Below are 22,537 nucleotides of genomic sequence, written 5' to 3' on the forward strand. Positions count from 1 at the left end.
GCACTCCCGTCTGTCCGCTCGACTTGCATGTATTAGGCACGCCGCCAGCGTTCATCCTGAGCCAGGATCAAACTCTCCATAATAGTTTGTCTGATAAAAGCTCGTTGATTGCTTATGGCAATCACTCATTAAAGTACTAAGTACTCAAATTATTGGAATTAACGTTGACATATTGCGATTCAGTTTTCAATGTTCATTTTTCGTTGTTACAAGATTAAATTATATCAGCTGTCATCTTTTGAATCAAGCTTTTTATTTTGGAATTTTTACACTCAAGCATTCTCTGCTTAGATGTTTTTTGTTCCGTCTTGCATAAAAAATTTTACTCGCTTTTTACTTGATAGGCAAGCGTCTTTTTTACACTTTTTTAATTTAATTATGTAATAAAGATGATGTGCGTCTGCTGTTTTCAGCGACTTTTATATCTTACCAAGTTGGATAAAATGAGTCAACCATTTTATTTAACTTTTTTTGAAAACTTATTCAGTTCATTGTACAGTTGTAGTTATGCTATAATGCTTGCAGTAATTAATCTAGGAGATGATCATTTGAAATTCGGCAAAAAGCCAACGAGCAAAATTAATCGCATCAGGACTTGGGCGCTTGGTCTCATCTTTATTGCGATGATTGTTATGTACTTAGGTGTCGTCCTTTTCTACTTCACTAAGAGCCAGCTGTTGTTCTCTTTATTTCTGCTTCTTGGGACACTTGCTTTCATATTAAGTTTCATCGTATATTTCTGGATCGGTATGTTATCGACCCGTGCGGTCACTGTCTTGTGTCCTAACTGTAATCAATATACAAAAATGCTCGGTCGCGCTGATATATGTGCTCGTTGCAACGAACCTCTTACACTTGATCCGTCACTTGCCGGTAAAGCGTTTGATGAAGATTATAATAATAAGCGTAAAAGTCAGAAGCTTGAACAAGACTCTAAGTTAAAATGACAAAGTCACAGAAAAGACCATCTTACAATTTGTAAGATGGTCTTTTTGCTATTCTTGCTGTGCATTTTGCTGACAGTCCGGACATACGCCATAAATTTCCATTCTGTGATGAGTGACATTGAAATTTGTGATGTGTTCTGCTATATTTTCTACTTCATCTAATCTAGGATAATGGAAATCATTGATTTTTCCGCATTCGCTGCAGATGATGTGATAATGATTATGTGAATCAAAATCAAATCGGCTGGCCGCATCCCCATATGTCAATTCCTTAACAAGTCCGCTTTCTTTGAAGACTTTTAAGTTATTATAAACAGTGGCTACACTCATACTGGAGTATTGTGGAGATAATGCCTTATAAATTTCATCTGCTGTCGGATGGCTATCCGCTTCAATCAAGTAGGTAAGTACGGCTTGTCTTTGTGGTGTAATTCTGACACCGCCGTCGCGGAGCTGCTGCACAGCTTCATGCAGTTTAGTTTCCACCGAAACACTTTCAACCGCCATACTCGCACCCTCTTTCTACTTAAATTAGTTTTCTTCATGATAACTGTAAAAGACAAAAGATGTCAATGTAGATGTCAGTAGCCTTTAGTATAATCTACAAGATTGATAAAATCTTTACTATTATCAATACCTATTTTTAAGTTTTCCTTAAATATATTCGTCGCTCTTTCGTTATATCGTCTACTTAAACCTGTGATGTGCGGCGTCATTATAATATTATCAAGTTTATATAAAGGGCTTGCCGCATCCAGTGGTTCCTGGTAAAACACATCAAGTGCTGCTTTCCTGATTATTTTATTCTTTAATACTTCTATTAATACTGCTTCTTCTACAACCGTTCCTCTTCCTACATTGATGAACAAAGCTTTTTCACCCATTGCCTGAAAATCTTCTTTCACCAGCAAATTAATTGTGGCATCCGTTTCTGGAAGGACGTTGACAACGATATCTGCCTTTTTAAATGCTTCTCTTCTATAATTCAGGGAGACCGTCTCATTAAAATGTTCTACCTCTCGTCCATCAGTATTAATACCTATTGTCTTCATACCGAAAGCTTGAGCGATGCGCGCTGCATTTTCAGCGATTTCCCCAGTGCCAATAAAACAGATGGTCTGTGCGTATAGCTCAGCCGTTCTGATCTTCGTCTGATAGCCATGTGATTGCTGAAGATCATGATAGTCATTGAGATGTTTATAATCCTGCATGATATAAGCAAAGATAAACTCAGAAATTTGTATTTTGTGGACTCCGCGAGCATTGGTCAGTATGATTCCCCGTTCTTTCATATAAGTTAACGGCAGGTTATTGACGCCTGCAGCATACCAGACGACCCACCTGAGGTTCGTCATCTGTTCAAGTAACTGCTGATCGAGCTCTGAATCATAAGCAATCAGTAGTTCTGCTTCTGCTAAGTCTTCTGCTGTCAGATGATCAAGCGATTCTCGTTCAATGAATTCGTGCTCGTTAAATTCCTGTTGCAGATCATTAAGCAGTGATTTCAATTTGACCGTTGAGATGATTTTCATATTCTGTTCCTCCTGTACAAAGTCTGCTTACATTTATGTTACGATAAGTCTTGTAAAATATTAAGTAAAGAAGGTTATCACATGAAATTTACAGAATCAGAACGTATTCAGGAACAAGCGAACCAGTATATTCTCGGCGGCGTCAATTCTCCATCACGCTCATATAAAGCAGTAGGCGGCGGTGCTCCTGTTGTGATGGAACGCGGTGATGGTGCGTATTTCTATGATGTAGACGGGAATAAGTATATCGATTACTTGGCAGCATATGGTCCGATTATTGCTGGTCATGCTCACCCTCATATCACTGAAGCGATTAAGAAAGCGGCAGAAACAGGCATTCTCTATGGTACACCGACGAAACATGAAGTGACTTTTGCGAAAATGCTCCAGGAAGCGATTCCTTCTCTTGAGAAAGTACGCTTCGTCAATTCAGGCACAGAAGCAGTGATGACGACTATTCGTGTCGCTCGTGCCTATACCAATCGTGATAAAATCATTAAATTTGCAGGCTGCTACCATGGACATTCCGACTTAGTACTCGTTGCAGCAGGCAGCGGACCGAGTCAGTTAGGCACCCCGGACTCAGCCGGTGTGCCAAAAAGCGTCGCTCAGGAAGTCATCACTGTTCCTTTCAATGACATCGAATCGTTCAAGGAAGCAGTTGCCCATTTCAGTGATCAGATAGCTGCTGTCCTTGTAGAACCGATTGTCGGTAACTTCGGCATTGTTGAGCCAGCTCCTGGTTTTCTGGAAGCAGTTAACGATATCGCTCATAGTAACGGTTCACTTGTTATATATGATGAAGTTATTACAGCGTTCCGATTCTGTTACGGCGGAGCTCAGGACATGCTCGGTGTTACACCCGATTTGACAGCGTTCGGCAAAATCATCGGCGGCGGACTTCCGATAGGTGCTTATGGGGGCCGTCAAGATATTATGGAACAAGTCGCACCTCTCGGCAAAGCATACCAGGCAGGAACGATGGCAGGCAATCCACTCAGCATGCAGGCAGGCATCGCACTATTGGAAGTCATCCATGAAGCAGGAACGTATGACTACCTCGACAAACTAGGGAGGCAGCTGGAAGATGGCATCAATGACTTAATCGAGAAATATAATATTCCTGCTACAATCAACCGGTTAAAAGGTGCGATGACTTTATACTTCACAACAGAAAAAGTGACAACCTATGAACAGGCAGAAAATACTGATGGTGAATTGTTCGCCCGCTTCTTCAAACTGATGCTTAACGAAGGTATCAATCTCGCTCCATCTAAATATGAAGCATGGTTTATCACCATCAGACATACTGAAGAGGATATCAAGCAGACATTAATTGCTGTTGAAAACAGTTTCAAGCAGCTTTCTCTTGTAAAGTAAATGTCTATACGGTATAAGGATAGTAATATCATAATAAATGAGGTTACTATATGAAATTAGGAGCTCGAATATTTAAAACAGGCGTCTCCATAGCACTGGCACTATTTCTTGCTCAATTTATCAGTATCCAAGGCTCTGTTGTTGCTGGAATATCTGCTTTATTCGCTATGCAGCCGAGCGTTTATCAGTCTTATAAGACGATTATCACTCAATTCCAAGGTAATATCATCGGGGCCCTATTATCAGTCGTTATGGTTCAGCTGTTCGGTAACCATATATTAATCATCGCCTTATCATCCATCATTCTAATTGCTCTGCTTTCTCAGCTGAACCTCCAGAATGTTACTGGACTCGCTGTAGTGACTCAACTGATTATTATGGATCACCACGAAGGAGAATTCTTTCAGACGGCTTTAATGCGGTTTACCTTTGTCATGATCGGTGTCATCAGTGCATCTCTCGTTAATCTCGTCTTTCTGCCACCGAAATATGAAACAAAGCTGTACTACAATTGTCTGAGTATTTGCGGAGACATCTTCAAATGGATAAGACTTAGTATTAACGGTACAAGTGAATATCATATCGTCAAAAAAGATCTGGAAGATTTTCAGTCGCGCATTACCGCACTAGATACACAGTTTAATCTATATAAGGATGAACGGGCTTATACAAAAAAGCAGGCATTCAGAAATACACGTAAGAAAATTTTATTTAAAGAATTAATCAGCTCGACAAGAAAGGCTTACGATCTGCTCAAAAAACTGAATCGCTATGAGAATGATATATTGAATCTTCCTGAAGGACTCAGAATCCAGATTAAATTTGAACTTGACGAACTGATGGCTTATCATGAAGAACTCTTAATGCGTATTACAAATAAAGTATCATTAGGACGTACAGCAGATACCTCACTCGTAAACGATCAGTTTAAAGAAGATTTACTTGATGTCTATCTTAAAGAACTGAACAGCTATAGCAGTCACAAAGAAAATTATTATAAACAGCACGTGTTTCAGGTCATCGGAGCCATGTTTGAATACCGGGAGAAATTAGAGCATCTTGATACACTCACTCACAGTTTCTACCATTATCATACAGAAGAGAAGAAAATACGTGTCGAAGATGAAAACTTTGATATGTAGTTTCAGCTAAAAAATCCCCTGCTTTCTCAACTAGAGATAGCAGGGGATTTATTAATGGTATGGCGAATGATGATTATACCCAGCCGTTACTATCCGCAGGTTTCACTCTATCTTTAGAGACATACGGGTTACCTTTGACGGTGAAGCGGTATAAATAATCAGTCGCTTCTTCCTTATTATCAATACCGATCCGCTTCGATTCAAGTATCAATTCTGGAACACGTCCCTCTTCAATCATCACCGGCCCTTCGTTGAGCTTTAGCCCATTATGGAGCTCTCGCTTCACCCCGAGACTCTTCGTCAGTTTTCCCGGACCATCCGTCAAGTGATCCATTCTGCCGCGACGTTCCTGCATCACCTCTATCCCTTCCAGTGGTTCAACAGCCCGTATTAAAACCCCTTCCGGCGATTCTGCGTCACGTGTAATAAAGTTCATACAGTGATGCCCATGCATCGTATAGACGTAAATCGTACCGTAATCACTATACATCATGTCGTTTTTCTTCGTCCGTCTTCCTTGATAGGCATGGGCAGCTTTATCAGTGATCCCGAGATACGCCTCGACTTCAGTAATATATCCTGACGTCACACTCCCGTCTACAAGGGTCGTCAATTTCTTACCGAGCAGCTCTTTTGCTGCGCTCAATGTATTCTCTTTCATAAATGCTAAATCCACTCATATCTCCTCTTTCAATGACCGATACAGTCGTCTGACGTAATGTTCACCTGTAATGACGTCACCATGCTCCGTCTTATAGAGCAGATGTTTCGCTGTTATTTCCGTCGGGGATGTTACACCGCAAGCTGCTGCAAGGTTAAATAACCCTTCATGCATGCTGATCATATAATTGGTCACCCGGTACTGCTTCTCTTCAATGACAAGCGCTTTTTCTTTATCCGGGTCCGTAGTCGCGACTCCGACAGGACAGTCATTCGTATGACATTGCTGCGCCATGATACAGCCGACGCTCATCATCATAGCACGTGCTACATTGACTAAATCAGCGCCTAACCCAAGTGCTATGGCTACTTTGTCCGGGGTAATAAGCTTACCTGATGCAATTATCTTAATTTCGTCTCGCAGCCCATATTCTCTCATAGCTAAATCAAGTATTGGAAGCGCTGAGAATAAAGGCAGCCCCACCGAATCCTCAAGCTCCTGATAAGTCGCTCCTGTACCGCCTTCCCCACCGTCAACAGTAATAAAGTCAGGATAAATGCCGGATGACTTAATGTCTTCCATCAATTCATACAGCATATCGAGATTACCGACAACCATCTTGAAGCCGACCGGTTTTCCGCTCATCTGCTGTAATTTGTCGACGAAGTTCAGCAGATCCATATTATTATTCATGAACGTGAAGCGATTAGGAGAATTAATCGTTTTATAAGGTGTGACATTACGTATAGCAGCGATTTCTTCTGTCACTTTCTCTGCCTCGACGTGGCCGCCACGAGTCTTGGCACCTTGCGCGAGTTTGATTTCAAATGCTCTTATCTGAGGGTTATTTACTTTCTTCATAAATTCTGCGTCACTGAACTCTCCGACGTTGTCACGGACTCCGAATAATCCCGGACCAATCTGGAAGATAATATCAACATCACCTTTCAAGTGATGCTCACTTAATCCGCCTTCTCCTGTGTTCATCCATGTACCGCGAGCGAGTCCCAGCCCTTTACTTAACGCTGTAATCGCATTTTTTCCAAGCGCCCCGTAACTCATGCCCGACTGACCGACAAGGCGTTTGACGTAAAACGGCTGAGGCCTGTTCTGTCCGAGAATCACCGCATGTTCATCGCTCAAGAGATAAGGATCAACCCGTTCTTCCTCGGTATGTTCTTCGCGGTCAAACAAACGCTCATTATCAAGCTTATAAATATTTGTTGTAATCTTTTCACCTTGATCAATCGCAAGTTCACTTGCTTCTTTCGGAAAGATTGAATTTTGGATGTAAAATCCCGGCTCTGTGAAATCTCTTCTTGAGCCGAAACCACCGATGCGTGATTTATATTTACCTGCCTTAACGACATCGAGATAATCCTTTCTTGAGAAAGGAGTAGATTCATTATCAGATTGCAGCATATACTGTCTGATTTCCGGTCCTATCTTCTCGAAGAAATAACGCACGCGCCCGAGAACAGGATAGTTTCTTAGCACACTATGCTGTCGCTGGTTTTTATCGACAAATAATAAATAAATAACAAATAAAACAATCCCTAAAAAGCACACCAGTATAATGGTGTTGACGATCAACTGAACAGTCTGTAAAAAGTCCATCAAAATATCCCCCTTTGTATGATTAATATCATCATACATGAGGGGGATAAGGACTTCAATCTCAGTTAACCTTCCAGGTGCTGGATGGTATAAAGGTTATAGTAATGTGACTGGTTCTGCATCAGTTCACTATGCGTTCCTGTCTCAACAATTTCGCCGTTCTGCACGACAACAATTTTATCAGCGTGAGTGATCGTTGACAGGCGATGCGCTACAATAACAGTCGTTCTGTCCTGAGATAACGTCTCAAGTGCTTCCTGGATAACTGCTTCACTTTCAAGGTCAAGCGCACTGGTCGCTTCGTCGAGTATTAAGATCGGCGGGTTTTTCAGAAAGACACGTGAAATCGCAACACGCTGTTTCTGCCCGCCGGATAATTTAACACCCCGTTCGCCGACTTCGGTATCATAGCCATCTGGAAGGCTCATGATGAAGTCGTGAGCATTAGCGAGCTTCGCCGCATAGATCATCTCTTCTTCTGTCGCTTCCGGTTTACCGAGCAGTATATTCTCTCTGATTGATTCAGAGAACAGAATATTGTCCTGCATGACCATACCGACCTGGTTGCGCAGACTCTCAATTGTATAGTCATCGATCGGACGGCCGTCAATCAGGATAGTTCCCGATGTAACGTCATAAAATCTAGGAATCAGACTGATCATCGTTGATTTACCGCCGCCGCTCATGCCGACAAAGGCAACGGTCTGACCGCTTTCGATATCAAGGTCAACGTGATGCAGTACTTCCGTTTCATCTTCGTTGTATTTAAATCCTACTTGATCGAAAGTGATATCACCATGTTTTATTGCGATATCTTTCGCACCTGGTTTATCTACAACATCATAAGGCTCATCAAACAGCTGGAACATTCTGTCCATCGACGCTAAACTTTGCGTCAATGTCGTTGATGAAGATACAAGTCTTCTTAACGGTCCATATAGACGGTCAAGATAGGCAATGAAAGCAGCGAGACTTCCGACAGTCATGCCATCATCAATTACGAAGTAAGCACCGAAGCCGACAACAAGGAGTGGTCCGATATCTGTGACAGTGTTAATCACAGCGAAGCTCTTAGCATTCCATTTTGTATGGTCAGTGGCTTTCGTCAGGAAGTTCATATTGCGTTTATTGAAGCGCTCGCTCTCATTCTCTTCAATCGCAAAACTTTTGATGACTGTCATCCCTTGCACTCGCTCATGCAGAAAGCCCTGCACTTCAGCAAGTGCCTGCGACCGTTTACGTGTCAGTTTTCGTAGATTGCCGAAGAAGTAGTACACACTGAAGATATAGAACGGGAATATAATAAGCGAGACTAACGTCAGCTTCGGGTCCATTGTCCACATGATTGCCAGCGCTATAATAATTGTGACGAGGTCCAGCCAGACGTTCATCAACCCTGTGACAATAAAATCTTTCGTCGATTCTACATCATTGATAACTCGAGAAATCACTTCGCCGACTTTGTTGTTGGCATAAAAGCGGACGCTTAATGCCTGAAGATGCCGGTATAATTTCTTACGGATGTCATATAGAATTTTGTTGCTGGTCCACTGTGCGAGATATTGCCGGTAATATTCCACAGGCGGACGGATAACAGTGAAGATAAAACCGAAAATCAGCAGTACTCGGATCAATGCATCTTTCTTGTCCGCTATGCTCATCGTCTGACTGCCGATTACATCGTCAATGACATATTTGATGAGCAGCGGTATAAGCAGCGGTATACCAAACTTCAATATACCGATTAAAATCGTCAGTATGATCAGCCATGTGTAAGGCTTAACAAACTGGAGATACCTTCTAAACATTCAATCATCTCCTAAAAAATTAAGAACCAACCTATACTATGACAGGTTGATTCATTCTTCCATCATACGTTTTTGCAGATGAAATCGTTCCTGCCAGACTTTAATGAAATCTGGCGCAAATGGTCCTTTTTTTCGTTCAATCCATTGCTGCAAAGTATCAACGTTTCTTCTCAGGATCTGATCAATCTCCACTGGATAATTCATCTGTTTCATATGCTGCTGATACTCATCCTCATCCAACAGGTGATATTTGCCATTTGGGTAGACTTTGATATCCAGATCATAATCAATATATTTGATTGCCTCTGTATCATAGACAAAGGGCGATGAAAGATTACAGTAGTAATAGACACCGTCTTCTCTGAACATGCAGATGACGTTGAACCAGTACTCTGCGTGAAAATAGACGATTGCTGGTTCTCTAGTGATCCACGTCCGTCCATCACTTTCAGTGACAAGTGTCCGATTATTCCCCCCAATAATGACATGATTCGTTCCCTTTAAAATCGTTGTTTCAGACCAGACACGGTGAATTTTCCCGTTATGCTTATAACTTTGAATCTGCACGCTCTGGCCTTCTTTTGGTATGGATTCTTTGACCATGTTCCACACCACCTAATCATTAATATTTGCATACACATTATACCATAGATTAAATAGCATGAAACGAATTTGTCTAGCCTTCTCTCTCAACATAGTAATCGTATATTTTATTCATAGAAACAGGGAATGTATAATTGTCTTTTTCTGCTCTCGTCATAAAACGATATTCACCTGCAGCATTATCTATCGTCCGGTACAGATAGACATCCAGATGCCAGTCCAGATGGGTAAATTTATGCGTCACCGTATGGAACAGTTCTTCTTCCTGATGCAAGTTCATCTGCAGCATTTCTTCTATATCAGCAAGTCCTAGATCTTCATCCACCATCGGGAACTGCCACATGCCGCTAAGAAGTCCCTTTTTCGGACGTTGTGCAATGAGCAGTTCTTCATTACTGTTGACGACGAGCAGAACCTTATAGCGATAAGACTTCCGGTTGATTTTCTTAGATTTAATCGGTCTGACAGCTACTGTGCCTTTAGCGAATGCTTCGCAGTGTTCCTGCACAGGACATAACATACAGATTGGATTTTTCGGTGTGCAGACTGTTGCTCCGAGCTCCATCAACGCTTCATTGAAATCACCGGCAGCTTCAGGCATGACGGTCATCACTTTGTCTTCGAAGTGCTTTCTTGCAGTACTTTTGGCGATATCTGTCGCATCATCATCGAGTCTCGAAAATACACGGTACACATTGCCATCTACTGCAGGATATTTCAAATTATAGGCAATGCTCATGACTGCGCCTCTCGTATACGGACCGACGCCTTTCAGCTTTAAAAAAGCCTCACCGTCACTAGGAACAACACCGCCGTACTCCGACTGAACTTCTCTGACACCTGCCTGGAAATTGCGGACACGAGAATAATATCCAAGTCCTTCCCAGTATTTCAGCACTTCGTCGTCATCCGCTGCTGCAAGGCTGTCAATTGTCGGAAACCGTTCAATAAATTTGTTGTAATAACTTTTTACGGTAACGACTTGCGTCTGCTGCAGCATTACTTCTGACAGCCATATTTTATAAGGATCATCTGTCTCACGCCACGGCATGGATCGTTTATATTTATGGAACCAGTCGAGCAGTCTATCTGAAAATGTTTCTGACTTATACAATATCTTCACCTCTAAAGACTAAATGTTTATGTAAACGTATATATTCGCTTATAATAATAATAAAGGAGGGGTAATATGGATACAGCTACACACTTTGCCATGGGAGCAGCTATTGCCGGACTTGCTACTATAGATCCTGCAGCCGCAGCTCATTATCCGATATTTGTGACAGCTGTTGTTGCAGGTTCCCAGATACCGGACATAGACACTGTCTTGAAGTTAAGAAATAATGCCGTCTATATTACCCATCACCGTGGAATCACGCATTCTATCCCTTTTACGCTGATATGGCCGTTGCTGATTACTTTACTGCTCTATTACTTTAATCATGATGTCAATCTGCTGCATTTATGGGCATGGACTCAGTTTGCTGTATTTCTGCATGTCTTCGTTGATATCTTTAATTCCTATGGTACGCAGGCCCTTAGACCATTTTCAAAAGACTGGATTCAGATCGGTATTATCAATACATTTGACCCGATTATCTTTTCACTGCTGCTCTTTGGATGCGTGATCTGGGCGTGGGGAGGTCATCCGTTTTATACCTTTATCATCATCTTTGTCATACTAGTCCTATACTATATCATCAGAAGAAAACTTCAGCAATCGATTAAGAAGAGAGCGATGAGATTAATTTCCTCGCGGGAAAAAGTTGAAAAAGTATTCGTTGCTCCGACTGCAAAATTTTATGAATGGCGTGTCGGAATTCAGACAGATAAGTATGATTACATCGGACGCAGCTACGGAACGACTGTCAACTTCAGCGATCAGTTCACAAGAGAACCATACCCACCGGATAATATCATGATTCATGCTAAAAATGACCCTAATTTAATTGCATTCAGAAGCTTCAGTTCAATTTACCGCTGGACGCTTGTCGAACGTCCATTCGGCTCTGAACTACGGTTGATCGATCTGCGTTATTTAAAAAATGGACACTACTCATTTGTTGCCATACTCAATCTTGATCATGACTATTACGTAACTCACAGTTACACTGGCTGGGTATTCTCTGAAGAAAAACTACAGGACAAGTTGATGCATAGTGCTATTAAAGAAAACATCCAACGTGCATAGGTGTTAAAAGGTTAATCAAACCCGGCTGAAGAGCGATATCTCCAGCCGGGTTTATTATGTAAACTATTTATTGATTGAAGTAAGCATCAGTTTAAGACTTATAATTTTTATTCATGTTGATTTCATCTTTCATGATTCTATACAAATATCCTGTCCATACATAGATGAGTACAAGTTCCAGTATGAACAACAGATGATTCGGATAATTATAAAACGCTGCTGTACCAAGTACCACTGCTTCTTGAAAACCATTCACAAGAAAGTAAAATGGGTTCAACTTCAGCAGATTAAGCAGTGTAGTAGGAATCGTCGATGGAATCCATATAATTGGCAGCGTAAAAAATAATATAACAAGCGCGATCGCAATGATCTTACTGCGTTGAATGAACAGACTGATCAGAATACATATAGGAATCAAGAATAGACATGTCATCACAATAAAATATATTACTCCTATCCAGCTCGTTTCCACATGTATACCATTGGCCGCCTTAATAATCATCAACATGATGAATGACATCAGGAACATAATGAAGAAGTTGATAATTTGTATCATGACAAGTACATATAACGGCAAGTTTGTTATATTCAATATAAACCCTTTTCTTGCCAGAATTAAATTCGAGATGAAAATCGCACCTGTCATCCAGAAATATATAACGTAGCCGCTCAGCTGAAAGACACGTGTCGACTTATCAATAGGCAGGCTGGTCATTAAATTAAGCAGCATAAATGTCAAAAAGATGACTACGAGATTCATCGCCAGAAAGAATATATACTGCTTTAAATGGTATCTTAGTTCGATTAAAATATTTCTCAGCATATAGGGAACATATTTAACTAAATTTATCACTTCATTCATCTGATTCACCTACATCTTAAAATATAGCCATTGGTTACGATTGAAGTCAGCGACAGCATAGCCTTCCCCGATTTTTACGATCCACTGCTTATCCTTAATGTTGTATTTCTTCTTAAGTTCATCTTGTTTTACGATAGGAAAACTGATGCCTGTCATCTTATTTTCATCATTAAAGTGAAGATAAATATCATTCTTCGTCAATTTAATACGGTATCTGTTGTTCGATTCAGGATAGAGTTCGTCATTAATGGTTGAATGACTTTTACCGAGATAACCGTTGAAGAAATCTTTGAAGTTTGCATAATTGCCGTACATATATTTATCAAGATCAGCAAACAGATATTCGTCATATAGCGCTGCCGGATTAATATACAATAGGTGTTGACGATTCATCGTCATATCATTATTGCCATAGGATATCCGGTAATGACTATTGTTATTGCCTGTGATTTCAATCAATGTGCCGGCAGGTACTTTAACGAACGGTTTATCTTTATTTGTAATCTGCTGTCCATCAGCCAGCACAACTGCAAAGGCGTATTTATCAGTGAATTCCTCTTTCTTTTTAACGATAGCTGTTTCATCTTTAACTTCAGTCTTTGGTATGTAGCTGACTTGCTTCCACACAGGAATAGATATTAGCAGGCAGGCTATAAGTACAGCAACTGTCAAGAGCAGCAATTTCCTGATATTTTCATCAATTCTAGTCTTTGACTGCTTAGATACTCGGCGCATCACTTCTTCATTACCGATTACCTGCCGCTGCATCTTATAATCGAGATCAAACAGCTCTTCATTCTTTGTCCCAAGTGACTGCTTATACTGCGTTAAGTAATTCGTGTAGAGTGGAATCACTTCTCTTGGAGTACCGGATTTTCTCACCTTACCGTGACTCATCCAAGTCATATAGTTCGCTTTTTCCTTAATGATATCCGGCTCTTCCTCAATTAGAACAACAGCCTTCTCTTCGCGCATCAATAGTTCAATGACTGTTTTGAATTTTTCTCTGAACGGTTCATCTAAATGTTTGGACAATTCATCATAGATGACTACTTCAGGTTTCAAAAAATATGTCAGCGCAATAAAGAGCTGTGATTTTTCTCCTATCGTCAGCTGATCAAACGGCTCTTTTGATTTATTCATGAGTTCTGCGTATGCCAGTATCTTTCCCTTTTTCTCAGAGAACTTCTGCAGCGGGACATTATATGACAGGAGAACTGTCTCAATGATTTGATTGAGTGAATGCTGACCCGTGAAATGGTGGTTATGACTGGCAAGAAATGTCGGATAGTTATTTCTTACTTTTCCACTCGAAGGTTCTATGACTTTAGACATGAGTTTACCGATGACTGATTTCCCTGAACCGGCAAGTCCTGTAATTCCTAACGTCTCACCCCGATATAAATGAATGGTCACGCGATTGACTTCCACATACCGCCGTTCTTTCCGTCTGAGTAATTCTGCACTTAAGCGGTTAGAACCTGTTGTGTCCCGGAAATATTTAGTTACATTAACCAGCCTTACAAGTATTTCGCCGGACATATCGTTACTCCTTTACTATTTCAGCTGCAGCAGGGCAAGTGGTATTCCTTCTTCACTGGAAGTCCCATTCAATCTGAATCCCCATGCAAAAATCCCTTTGATGCGTTCAACTTTAAAGTAATGATCCTCGATTCCTATCAAACGATAGACATGACCAATTTCAATATTTTCCGAATTAACCATATAGCTTTCAGCAATCAATGCTTTACGCTGATAAACCTCGTATTCGTTGACGATGCCCATCGTTTCGGCTTTTCTTGCTTTCTCTCTATATTGTGCAATCACTGCGCGCAGTTCATGCTCGTTCATTTCCACTAATTTTTTCTCTTCATTCATCTTCAATACCACTTTCCTTTAGCACTGGTACCAGTTCATCATACGAAAATCCTTTACGCATCATCGCTGTGATGACTTTCTGCTTTAATTCATTGCCGGAAACTTTACGAGACCATTTGGAAAACTGTTTTTCAAGTTCATTCTGTAGTATGTCCCAATCTCCATTATATTCCATATCTTTCATATAAGGAATGACGATATTCAAATTATAACCTTTTTGGACAAGTGTTTGTATTGTTTTTTGTTCAGCAAGACGCCTTGATGATTTACGGGCATGTTTATTAAGCTGTTTTTGAATCAGCTGTTTCATCCGTTCACTGTCCATCCGTTCAGAATAAAGGTCGTAGTACTGATCAATTAAATCACGTTCTATCCCTTTTTCAAACAGCTTCTGCTTATAAACATCCGGACCTTTATCAGTTGTGTTGATCATTGTATTCATTAAACTCTGTGCATAATCATCGTGATTGATGTATCCATTTTCATAACAATATTTAAGCACTTTAATAATGGTTTCTTCAGGAATTTCATCCTGTACTAAATAATCTCTGACTTCTTTTTCGGTACGTTTTTTATATGACAAATAATTGATTGCACGATTAATCGCCTTGCGATAATCATCGTAAATCTTAATTTCCGCAAGGCGCTCTTTTGATATTTCATCGTCTTTCTTTAAATTGAAGTGCACATAAGTGGCACTGTCAATTCCCATACTGAATTCACCATTGATATAAAGATTAAAACGGTCCTTATTATTTTTCTGGACTTCTATCATTGTAATCTTCATCTGTTCATCCCCTTTATCAGTTCAACGGGATACCTGCTGCTGCTTCATTATATTGAGCTTCAGTAATTAACTTCTGATCAAGCATCTTAGACAGTGTATTTTTTGTACGAGTCTTTAGCGCTGTATCAGTACTAAAGTTTTCGACATCATAATTGCTCGGTGCATTAATTGTACTTGCAAGTATCGCACTTTGCAGCAGTGTAATCTGAGGCAGATATCCATTCATGTGAGTCGTTGTTCCGAAATATGTGTTCGCCGCTTCTTCTACATTATAAATATTATCACCGAAATAGATGGAACTTAAATAATAACTCATGATCTCGTCTTTCGTATAATTGTTTTCAATACGTTTTGCAACAACAATTTCTTTAAATTTACGAGAGATAGACTTTTCATTATTGAAGTAATAGTTTTTCGCCAGCTGCTGAGTGATAGTGCTGCCGCCCTGCGTTGCTTCTCCATTTTTCCAAGATATGACAATGGCACGTCCAGTACCGAACCAATCCACCCCGTCATGTTTATAAAATCGCTTATCTTCAACAGCAATGAAGGCATTTTTCACATAATCAGGCATATCATTTACTGCTACAAATGTTTCTTCGTTATTGATATCCTGCAGTGTATCTATATTGACTTTCATCCCCTGGTAATAATAAAATGCAATAATCAAAGCGAGAATTAATATAGGAATAAATAATACTAAACAACCGCACCCGCGTTTTTTTCTTCTCATCGATTTTTCCTTTCTTCTCTTTGTATGTTTATTAAATATTAACAAATAAAGATATACGAAGAAATGCTAACCACTCTAAAACGCAATAAATCAGTCTAAAGCCGTAGAAAGTTTATCGATTCAAATGCTGTAAACAGAAAAAATAAGAGCCATCACGGCTCTTATTAAAGTTATATTATTATTGAAGCTGAGCTAACAGTTCTCGGTTGAAGTCCGGCAGATCATCCGGTGTTCTTGATGTGACAAGTTTGCCATCTACAACTACTGATTCATCAACCACTTCGGCACCGGCGTTTTCGAGGTCTTTACGAACGGATAAGTAACTCGTCAGCTTGCGCCCATTTAATTCATCTGTATCTATTAATAATTGCGGACCGTGACAAATCGCAAATACAGGTTTGTCTGCTGTAAAGAATTCTTTAGTAAATTTACCAAATCGTCCTTCTTTATCCCCGCGCAGCTGGTCTGGTGAGAATCCGCCTGGAATCAGCAATGCATCATATTCATCTGCTGAAACGTCTGCAATCCCTTTATCAACTTTAACTTCAGTATTTTCCTTTTTACCTTTAACACTTGTTCCTGCTTCTTTACCGATGACTTCCACTTCATGCCCTTCGCCTTTTAAAGCTTCAACCGGGCTCGTATATTCAACATCTTCAAATAAGTTATCTAATACTACTGCTACTTTCTTAGTCATGAATTAATTCCTCCTAAGTAGTGATAGTAGTTTTTACCCGTTTAATAAATCAATCAAACTTAAGAGGCTGCATGAATCAACCGAGTCTTTTTTTTCTGACAAGTTTCACTACCATCTCTACTTGCACAGTCTGTGGAAACATATCGACAGGCTGAATATATTCAACGTTGAATGCTTTCGTCAAATGTGCCAGGTCTTTCGCAAGGGAAGAAGGGTTTCTGCTGATATAGATCAATGTCTTTGGCTTAATTTCATTGAAGACGTTCAGCTCATCAAACGACAATCCGGCTCTTGTCGGATTGACTGTGATGACATCTGGATAAAAACCTTCTTCAATCCATTCTTCCAGCTTATCAAGCGGTTCCCCCACTTCAAACGTGCAGTTTTCTAAATGATTCAACGCTGAATTATAGACGGCATTAGTAATCGCTGCTTCATCAAAGTGAACTCCCCGTACTTCTTTTGCTTGTTCTGAAAGCCAGAGTGCACTGCCTCCTGTGCCGCAGTAAATGTCAGCGACCATTTCAGTGCCAGTTAAATCGACCGCTGCTTTAATTGTTTCATAGAGTACTACTGTCTGCTCCGTATTAATCTGGAAGAAACCTTCCGGCGTTAAGTCATAGTCAATATGTTCAAGCTGTTCACGGATCGTCTGTTCTCCTCTAATTATAAGCGTTTCCGGTCCGAGTACACGAGATTCTTTATCTGCGTTGACATTGAGAGCGACACTTACCACACCTGGAATTCGCATGATTCGTTCAGACAGCATATCCTGTTTGTTGAGCGACGGGGTTGTTGTTACAAGAACAACTTGAATATCACCTGTATGTTTTGCGATTCTTGTCACGATAAAGCGCACACCATTATCTTTATGAGGATTTCTGCAGACATCGATATTCAGTTCGCTCATAATTCGCTTCACTTCATTAGTCACGGTCATCGTACGGTTATCCTGGACGATACAGTCGTCTATATCTATCAGCGTATTAGATTGTTCTTTATATAAACCTGCTCGTATGGTCCGTCCTGATTTTTCAACAGGGAACAGATTCATGTTTCGGTATCTGAACGGTTCCTCCATACCGATAGTGGCTTTAACTTTATCCGCTGAAATATGTCCGGCATAACGTTCCAGAGAATCCTTAATAATCTGCTGCTTATAGTCAAGCTGTGCCGGATAACTTAAATGCTGTAGTTGACAGCCGCCGCACAGATGGAACACAGGGCACGGAGCTTTCACTCGGTCTTTCGAGCGCTCCCGGATTTTCAGCATCCTGCCTTCTAAATATTTCGTATTGACTCTCGTCACTTGAACAAGTACTACTTCACCGGGCAATGCATCAGGTACAAAGGTCGCCTTACGCTTGTAGTAGCCAATGCCTTCTCCGTTGATTCCGAGTCTTTTAATCGTCAGTGGGAATTTCTGTCCTACTTTTACATTGATATCTGCCATGTATTACTCCTTAAGATTTGATTGACTTCACTTTAAGTTCCAATTGATCCAGGATGGCAAGCCATTCATCGATATCAGCTATATCCGTTGTTTCAGGGTTTACAGATTCAATCTCTTCAATAAAGTCCGATAGTTTTTCTTTAATTTCATTTAATGATTCGTTAGCCAAAGTCATCTCTCCGTTCCTGTTATTTAGACGCCCTTAATTATGACCCAGAAAGCGATAAGTTTCAATGAAATTCTACCCGCCATCTCTGCAGCTGAACCAAAAAAAGGACACTGATTACCAGTATCCAATCTATATCTATATATATAATTTCGTCGCAAAAAAATTAAGTAAGTCTTTGCTTTGAGTCACTCGTTCTTTCCGTTTCTCTGCTCTTTCCTTGCCGGTTTCATTCAACCACATCTGGTCTTCTGTTTCACCGTATACTTCAGGCACTTGAACAGGTTTGTTGTTCTCATCAAGCGCAACAAACGTCAGGAAACTGATCGCTGCAAGCTGCTTCGACTGTTCAAGCACATTCTCAGATATTATTTTGACGCACACTTCAAGAGACGAATTCCCGGTGTATGTAACGAGTGATACGAGTGATACAATTTCTCCCGGCCGGATTGGTTTAATGAAGTCCACTGAATCTGTTGAGGCTGTGACTACTGAGCGGCCGCAATGTCTTGTAGCGGCGATTGCTGCTACATCGTCTATCATCGCCATCAGTTTACCACCGAACAAAGTATTATGGTGATTAGTGTCTGTTGGAAATACTTGCTGAGTTTTAATCGTCCGGGACTCGGACATGGATTTCCGTTGTCTTTCAGTCATCATCTGTTCCCCTTGCTTTAACGTAATAACTACATTTTACATGATGAAGTTAAAAATTGACATAATAAAAAGAGATAGCGGACTATCTCTTCTGATTAAGCTATTAATGATGATCGTCAGCAAAGACTTTCTTCTCAAGTGCTTCTTCCGGTGTATCAATCTTTTCAGATTCTGACGATACAAATGCAAAGCGTAAGAAGTACATTAACGCTGCTCCAAACAAAAATATTGAGAAGAGGAAAGCAAGTACTACAAACCACATCATCGGTTCAGACATCATTGGATTTTCTGCCATTGTTCATCCTCCTGTTCATTAACAAATATATGCTTATCATATCACTTAAAAGATTAAATTAAAATGCCCAATTCCCTTTGATGAATATTGGTTCTTCGTTACCTTCTGCAGTAATTCCACTGATGTTCATTTCAGCATTGCCGATCATAAAGTCTTCATGTGTAATGGAATTATTGAGACCAGCAGCCGCCAGTTCCTCATCAGACATCTTTTTTCCGCCTTCAAGACAGAATGGATAAGCAGAACCAAGCGCAAGATGACATGAAGCATTCTCATCGAACAATGTATTGTAGAACAAAACATTACTGTTTGAAATCGGTGAATCGTGTGGGACCAATGCTACTTCTCCAAGGTAAGAAGCAGCGTCATCAGATTCCAACAGTCCTTTTAAAATATCCTGACCTGTCTCCGCCTTGTAATCAATGACTTTTCCGTCTTTGAAAGTCAATGTGAACTTATCGATAATATTTCCGCCGTAGCTGAGTGGCAGCGTACTGCTCACTGTCCCATTGACCTGATCTTTATGAGGCACAGTGAATACTTCTTCTGTCGGCATATTTGCCATAAATTCAATACCATCACTATTAATGGATGATGCACCGCACCAAATATGACCTTCCGGCAGACCAATGGTTAGATCAGTCCCGGGAGCTGAATATCTCAGTGCCTTATAGTTCTTTTTATTTAAATAATCTGCTTTAATATGAAGGTTGCTATTATGGTCTTCCCATGCTTTAACAGGATCTGCTACATCTGCACGAACTGTATAAAGAATCATTTCCAGCAGTTTATCAAATGCCTCTTCCTCTTCAAGATCAGGAAAGACGAGCTTTGCCCATTCCTTTGATGGATAAGCTGCGACTAACCAGCTGAAGTGGTCTGACTGCATCATCTTCATATAATCTTTGAACGCCGTTCCATAAGCTCGCATATTGGCCGCTAATTTTTCTGGGTCTGCCTCTTTCAAGCTTTCCGGACTTGAAGACATAAGCGCCAGCTGAGCTGCTTTGTCTTTCGCGTAATCCATTCTTCGATCAACGACATAACTCGGAACGTGCTGCACCGCTTCAAGTGAACGATACTGGAGATTGAGCTGGGTAAGTCTGTCATCTCCATATTCCACATGAACGTCTTCAGAACCAGCTTTATAAGCTTCTTCAACTATTAAATGAACAAATTCTGCCGCATCTACTGTTGCTCTAATATACACCCGTTGTTTCGGCTGTATATTCATTCCTACATTCACCAATAACTGAGCATAGGTTTTTAATCTTTCATCCCGATTGTTTATCATATTTATATCCCCTTTATCTTCTTAAATTCCCAAGTTCTTCTGTTATTGCAGTCATCTCGCTCGGTGAAATATTATCGCGTTTCATCACCATGTCGTACAAGTCTTTCAGTTCGTTGATTTTTGAATCATCTATACTTTCCGGTTTAATAACTCCTACATTAACTAGCTTCAATTTGCCGGCTATTGCATTCATCATTTCTTCTTTAGTCATTAGTATCACCCTTTCTATTCCATCTCAATTCTTCTTTATTCTAGCAAAAGTACACAACTCATGAAACATTTTAATTAATTTCTTGCCTAAAAGAAGTTTATCACTATATGATTATGGATATACTTACATTAACAACACAAAACATTTATATCCAGGAGGAGATTCAACATGAATAACAAACTAGTACCAGCAGTAGTAGCAGGTGCAGCAGTCGGTGCCGCTATCGCATTATTAGACAAAAATACTCGCAGCTCAGTAAAAGGGCAAGTTAATAACGTGGGTCAAGTGACTAAAAACCCATCAAGTGTTAAAGATAAAGCAATGAATATTAAAGACGAAGTAGTTTATTGGAAAGATCAAGTTGAAGAAATTCGTCGTAATAACCCAGAACTTGAAAAAGCATTAGTTCAAGCTAAAGACTTAGTGGTTAGTTTACGTAATGGCGATTCTAATGGTGGTAGTTTAAGCGATGTTTTAAAACAATCATCAAATGATAACAGCAATAACAATGCTAATACAAATGCTAATAAAGCGTTTGACCAAAACAAAACTAACAATAATAACAACAAATAGTTTTAACTTTTAACAGAATAAGGAGTGAGTCATTTGGCTAAAAACCAAAAGAACTCCTCTAAATACTTGACTCAGGCGGCTAACCCGTCTGAGTCTAATCATTTAGAGGAGAATTATGTATCCACACAGAAATTTAAGTCGAAGAATGCGAAGAAATCTGATGAAGAACTTCACGTATCAAAAATTAATAAGCCCGCCAAGTATAAAAAAGATGGCAACTTCCTGCAGAAATTGCTTTATCGTATCTCCAGAGATGATGCATCAGGATTAGCAGCTCAGCTCGCTTATTATTTCCTTCTTGCATTGTTCCCATTACTGATTTTCTTATTGACACTTATTCCATTATTCAACATTGATCAATCAACTATTACAGATGCTATTTCTAAAAATGCTCCGGGAGATACCGCAAAAACAATTAATGGTATTGTAGGAGATGTCATGAAGAATAGTTCCGGCGGATTATTATCATTCGGTATCATCGCCGCTCTATGGTCTGCTTCAAATGGTATGACTGCTTTGATGAATGCTTTTAACGTAGCTTATGAAGTTGAAGACAACAGAAATCCTATCATTGCAAAATTATTATCAGTTTTATTCACTATTATTATGACTTTAGTTCTTGTAGTAACTTTAGCATTACCGGTATTCGGAGAGCAGATTGGCAACTTATTATTCGGTAAGCTGGGTCTTGAAAGCCAGTTTGTATGGGTATTCAATTTAATAAAAATAGTTCTTCCAGTACTTGTGACGTTTGTCGTATTTATGACCTTGTACACACTTGCACCACATGTTAAACTTAAATTAAAATCCGTTCTACCAGGTGCATTGTTCGCAACAATCGTCTGGCTTGGCGCCAGCGCTTTATTTGGCCTGTATGTCAGCAACTTCGCTAACTACTCTAAAACATATGGTAGTATTGGTGGAGTCATCGTATTGATGTTATGGCTGTATTTAACAGGTTTCATTATTATCATCGGTGCTCAGATTAATGCGATTTTTCATCAGAATAAAACGGGTAAAACGAGTAGCAAGAACAACTAGGAGGCAATA

General features: G+C 40.0%; 25 protein-coding genes and 1 rRNA gene. 6 read left to right on the plus strand and 20 right to left on the minus strand.

Features of this window, described 5'->3' with window-relative positions:
* Positions 1-83, minus strand: a 16S ribosomal RNA gene (locus ERX29_RS09945); the annotation flags it as partial.
* A gap of 432 nt (positions 84-515) precedes the next feature.
* On the opposite strand from ERX29_RS09945, the gene ERX29_RS09950 reads away from it, so the two are divergent.
* Positions 516-947 (plus strand): DUF2614 family zinc ribbon-containing protein, encoded by a 432-nt coding sequence (locus ERX29_RS09950; RefSeq protein WP_133444523.1) that lies wholly within the window; start codon positions 516-518, stop codon positions 945-947.
* A 48-nt stretch (positions 948-995) separates the two neighbouring features.
* Here the strand turns inward: ERX29_RS09950 and perR are convergent, their stop codons facing one another.
* Both perR and ERX29_RS09960 read right to left on the minus strand, forming a co-directional pair.
* On the minus strand, positions 996-1,454 hold the full coding sequence (perR, locus tag ERX29_RS09955; protein ID WP_133444524.1) for a peroxide-responsive transcriptional repressor PerR: 459 nt from the start codon (positions 1,452-1,454) through the stop codon (positions 996-998).
* Between the two features lie 74 nt (positions 1,455-1,528).
* On the minus strand, positions 1,529-2,479 hold the full coding sequence (locus ERX29_RS09960; RefSeq protein ID WP_133444525.1) for an NAD(P)-dependent oxidoreductase: 951 nt from the start codon (positions 2,477-2,479) through the stop codon (positions 1,529-1,531).
* An 81-nt stretch (positions 2,480-2,560) separates the two neighbouring features.
* On the opposite strand from ERX29_RS09960, the gene ERX29_RS09965 reads away from it, so the two are divergent.
* Positions 2,561-3,859, plus strand: coding sequence for a glutamate-1-semialdehyde 2,1-aminomutase (locus ERX29_RS09965; protein ID WP_133444526.1), 1,299 nt, complete (start codon positions 2,561-2,563; stop codon positions 3,857-3,859).
* A 50-nt stretch (positions 3,860-3,909) separates the two neighbouring features.
* Positions 3,910-5,001 (plus strand): FUSC family protein, encoded by a 1,092-nt coding sequence (locus ERX29_RS09970; protein WP_133444527.1) that lies wholly within the window; start codon positions 3,910-3,912, stop codon positions 4,999-5,001.
* A 73-nt stretch (positions 5,002-5,074) separates the two neighbouring features.
* Here the strand turns inward: ERX29_RS09970 and ERX29_RS09975 are convergent, their stop codons facing one another.
* The 5 genes from ERX29_RS09975 to mutY all read right to left on the minus strand — a co-directional run bounded on the left by ERX29_RS09975 (position 5,075) and on the right by mutY (position 10,804).
* Positions 5,075-5,677, minus strand: coding sequence for a DNA-3-methyladenine glycosylase (locus ERX29_RS09975; RefSeq protein ID WP_243720037.1), 603 nt, complete (start codon positions 5,675-5,677; stop codon positions 5,075-5,077).
* Positions 5,678-7,279, minus strand: coding sequence for an FMN-binding glutamate synthase family protein (locus tag ERX29_RS09980; protein WP_133444528.1), 1,602 nt, complete (start codon positions 7,277-7,279; stop codon positions 5,678-5,680).
* Positions 7,280-7,344: 65 nt separating this feature from the next.
* The gene (locus tag ERX29_RS09985) at positions 7,345-9,087 is read right to left on the minus strand and encodes an ABC transporter ATP-binding protein (RefSeq protein WP_133444529.1); all 1,743 of its coding nucleotides are present in this window, start codon (positions 9,085-9,087) and stop codon (positions 7,345-7,347) included.
* Between the two features lie 51 nt (positions 9,088-9,138).
* Positions 9,139-9,690, minus strand: a complete 552-nt coding sequence (gene ntdP / locus ERX29_RS09990) for a nucleoside tri-diphosphate phosphatase (protein WP_133444530.1) — start codon at positions 9,688-9,690, stop codon at positions 9,139-9,141.
* 73 nt (positions 9,691-9,763) lie between these two features.
* Positions 9,764-10,804 carry an A/G-specific adenine glycosylase gene (gene mutY / locus ERX29_RS09995; protein WP_133444531.1) on the minus strand — a complete coding sequence of 347 codons (1,041 nt, stop codon included), beginning with the start codon at positions 10,802-10,804 and terminating at the stop codon, positions 9,764-9,766.
* Positions 10,805-10,879: 75 nt separating this feature from the next.
* Between mutY and ERX29_RS10000 the strand changes: the two genes are divergently transcribed.
* Entirely contained in the window at positions 10,880-11,881 is a 1,002-nt protein-coding gene (locus tag ERX29_RS10000) for a metal-dependent hydrolase (protein WP_133444532.1), read from the plus strand.
* Positions 11,882-11,972: 91 nt separating this feature from the next.
* Here ERX29_RS10000 and ERX29_RS10005 read toward each other — a convergent pair whose 3' ends face one another.
* From ERX29_RS10005 to ERX29_RS10055, 12 genes are all read right to left on the minus strand, one after another.
* A complete protein-coding gene (locus tag ERX29_RS10005) occupies positions 11,973-12,743 on the minus strand; it encodes a hypothetical protein (protein ID WP_133444533.1) in 771 nt (256 codons plus the stop codon).
* A gap of 9 nt (positions 12,744-12,752) precedes the next feature.
* A complete protein-coding gene (locus tag ERX29_RS10010) occupies positions 12,753-14,285 on the minus strand; it encodes an ATP-binding cassette domain-containing protein (RefSeq protein WP_133444534.1) in 1,533 nt (510 codons plus the stop codon).
* 15 nt (positions 14,286-14,300) lie between these two features.
* Complete coding sequence (locus tag ERX29_RS10015) at positions 14,301-14,621, minus strand: YfhH family protein (RefSeq protein WP_133444535.1); 321 nt, start codon at positions 14,619-14,621, stop codon at positions 14,301-14,303.
* Positions 14,614-15,408: a recombination regulator RecX gene (recX, locus tag ERX29_RS10020; RefSeq protein ID WP_133444536.1), complete on the minus strand. Its 795-nt coding sequence runs from the start codon at positions 15,406-15,408 to the stop codon at positions 14,614-14,616. The genes ERX29_RS10015 and recX overlap by 8 nt, the downstream gene beginning before the upstream one ends.
* Positions 15,409-15,424: 16 nt before the next feature.
* A complete protein-coding gene (locus tag ERX29_RS10025) occupies positions 15,425-16,141 on the minus strand; it encodes a glycosyltransferase (RefSeq protein WP_133444537.1) in 717 nt (238 codons plus the stop codon).
* A gap of 178 nt (positions 16,142-16,319) precedes the next feature.
* Entirely contained in the window at positions 16,320-16,838 is a 519-nt protein-coding gene (locus tag ERX29_RS10030) for a type 1 glutamine amidotransferase domain-containing protein (protein ID WP_133444538.1), read from the minus strand.
* Positions 16,839-16,914: 76 nt separating this feature from the next.
* Positions 16,915-18,291: a 23S rRNA (uracil(1939)-C(5))-methyltransferase RlmD gene (gene rlmD / locus ERX29_RS10035; protein ID WP_133444539.1), complete on the minus strand. Its 1,377-nt coding sequence runs from the start codon at positions 18,289-18,291 to the stop codon at positions 16,915-16,917.
* A 10-nt stretch (positions 18,292-18,301) separates the two neighbouring features.
* Complete coding sequence (locus ERX29_RS11015) at positions 18,302-18,460, minus strand: SE1561 family protein (RefSeq protein ID WP_165981132.1); 159 nt, start codon at positions 18,458-18,460, stop codon at positions 18,302-18,304.
* A gap of 135 nt (positions 18,461-18,595) precedes the next feature.
* Positions 18,596-19,114, minus strand: coding sequence for an acyl-CoA thioesterase (locus tag ERX29_RS10040; RefSeq protein ID WP_133444540.1), 519 nt, complete (start codon positions 19,112-19,114; stop codon positions 18,596-18,598).
* A 103-nt stretch (positions 19,115-19,217) separates the two neighbouring features.
* Entirely contained in the window at positions 19,218-19,409 is a 192-nt protein-coding gene (locus ERX29_RS10045) for a hypothetical protein (RefSeq protein WP_133444541.1), read from the minus strand.
* Positions 19,410-19,467: 58 nt separating this feature from the next.
* On the minus strand, positions 19,468-20,703 hold the full coding sequence (locus tag ERX29_RS10050) for an aminopeptidase (RefSeq protein ID WP_133444542.1): 1,236 nt from the start codon (positions 20,701-20,703) through the stop codon (positions 19,468-19,470).
* 13 nt (positions 20,704-20,716) lie between these two features.
* The gene (locus ERX29_RS10055) at positions 20,717-20,914 is read right to left on the minus strand and encodes a DUF1128 family protein (RefSeq protein WP_133444543.1); all 198 of its coding nucleotides are present in this window, start codon (positions 20,912-20,914) and stop codon (positions 20,717-20,719) included.
* Positions 20,915-21,082: 168 nt separating this feature from the next.
* On the opposite strand from ERX29_RS10055, the gene ERX29_RS11160 reads away from it, so the two are divergent.
* Entirely contained in the window at positions 21,083-21,487 is a 405-nt protein-coding gene (locus ERX29_RS11160; protein WP_424960636.1) for a YtxH domain-containing protein, read from the plus strand.
* 33 nt (positions 21,488-21,520) lie between these two features.
* Complete coding sequence (locus tag ERX29_RS10065) at positions 21,521-22,528, plus strand: YihY/virulence factor BrkB family protein (protein ID WP_133444544.1); 1,008 nt, start codon at positions 21,521-21,523, stop codon at positions 22,526-22,528.
* The last annotated feature ends 9 nt before the right edge of the window (positions 22,529-22,537 follow it).

It is taken from the genome of Macrococcus lamae (genome assembly GCF_004359545.1).
In the GTDB taxonomy this organism is placed as follows: domain Bacteria; phylum Bacillota; class Bacilli; order Staphylococcales; family Staphylococcaceae; genus Macrococcus; species Macrococcus lamae.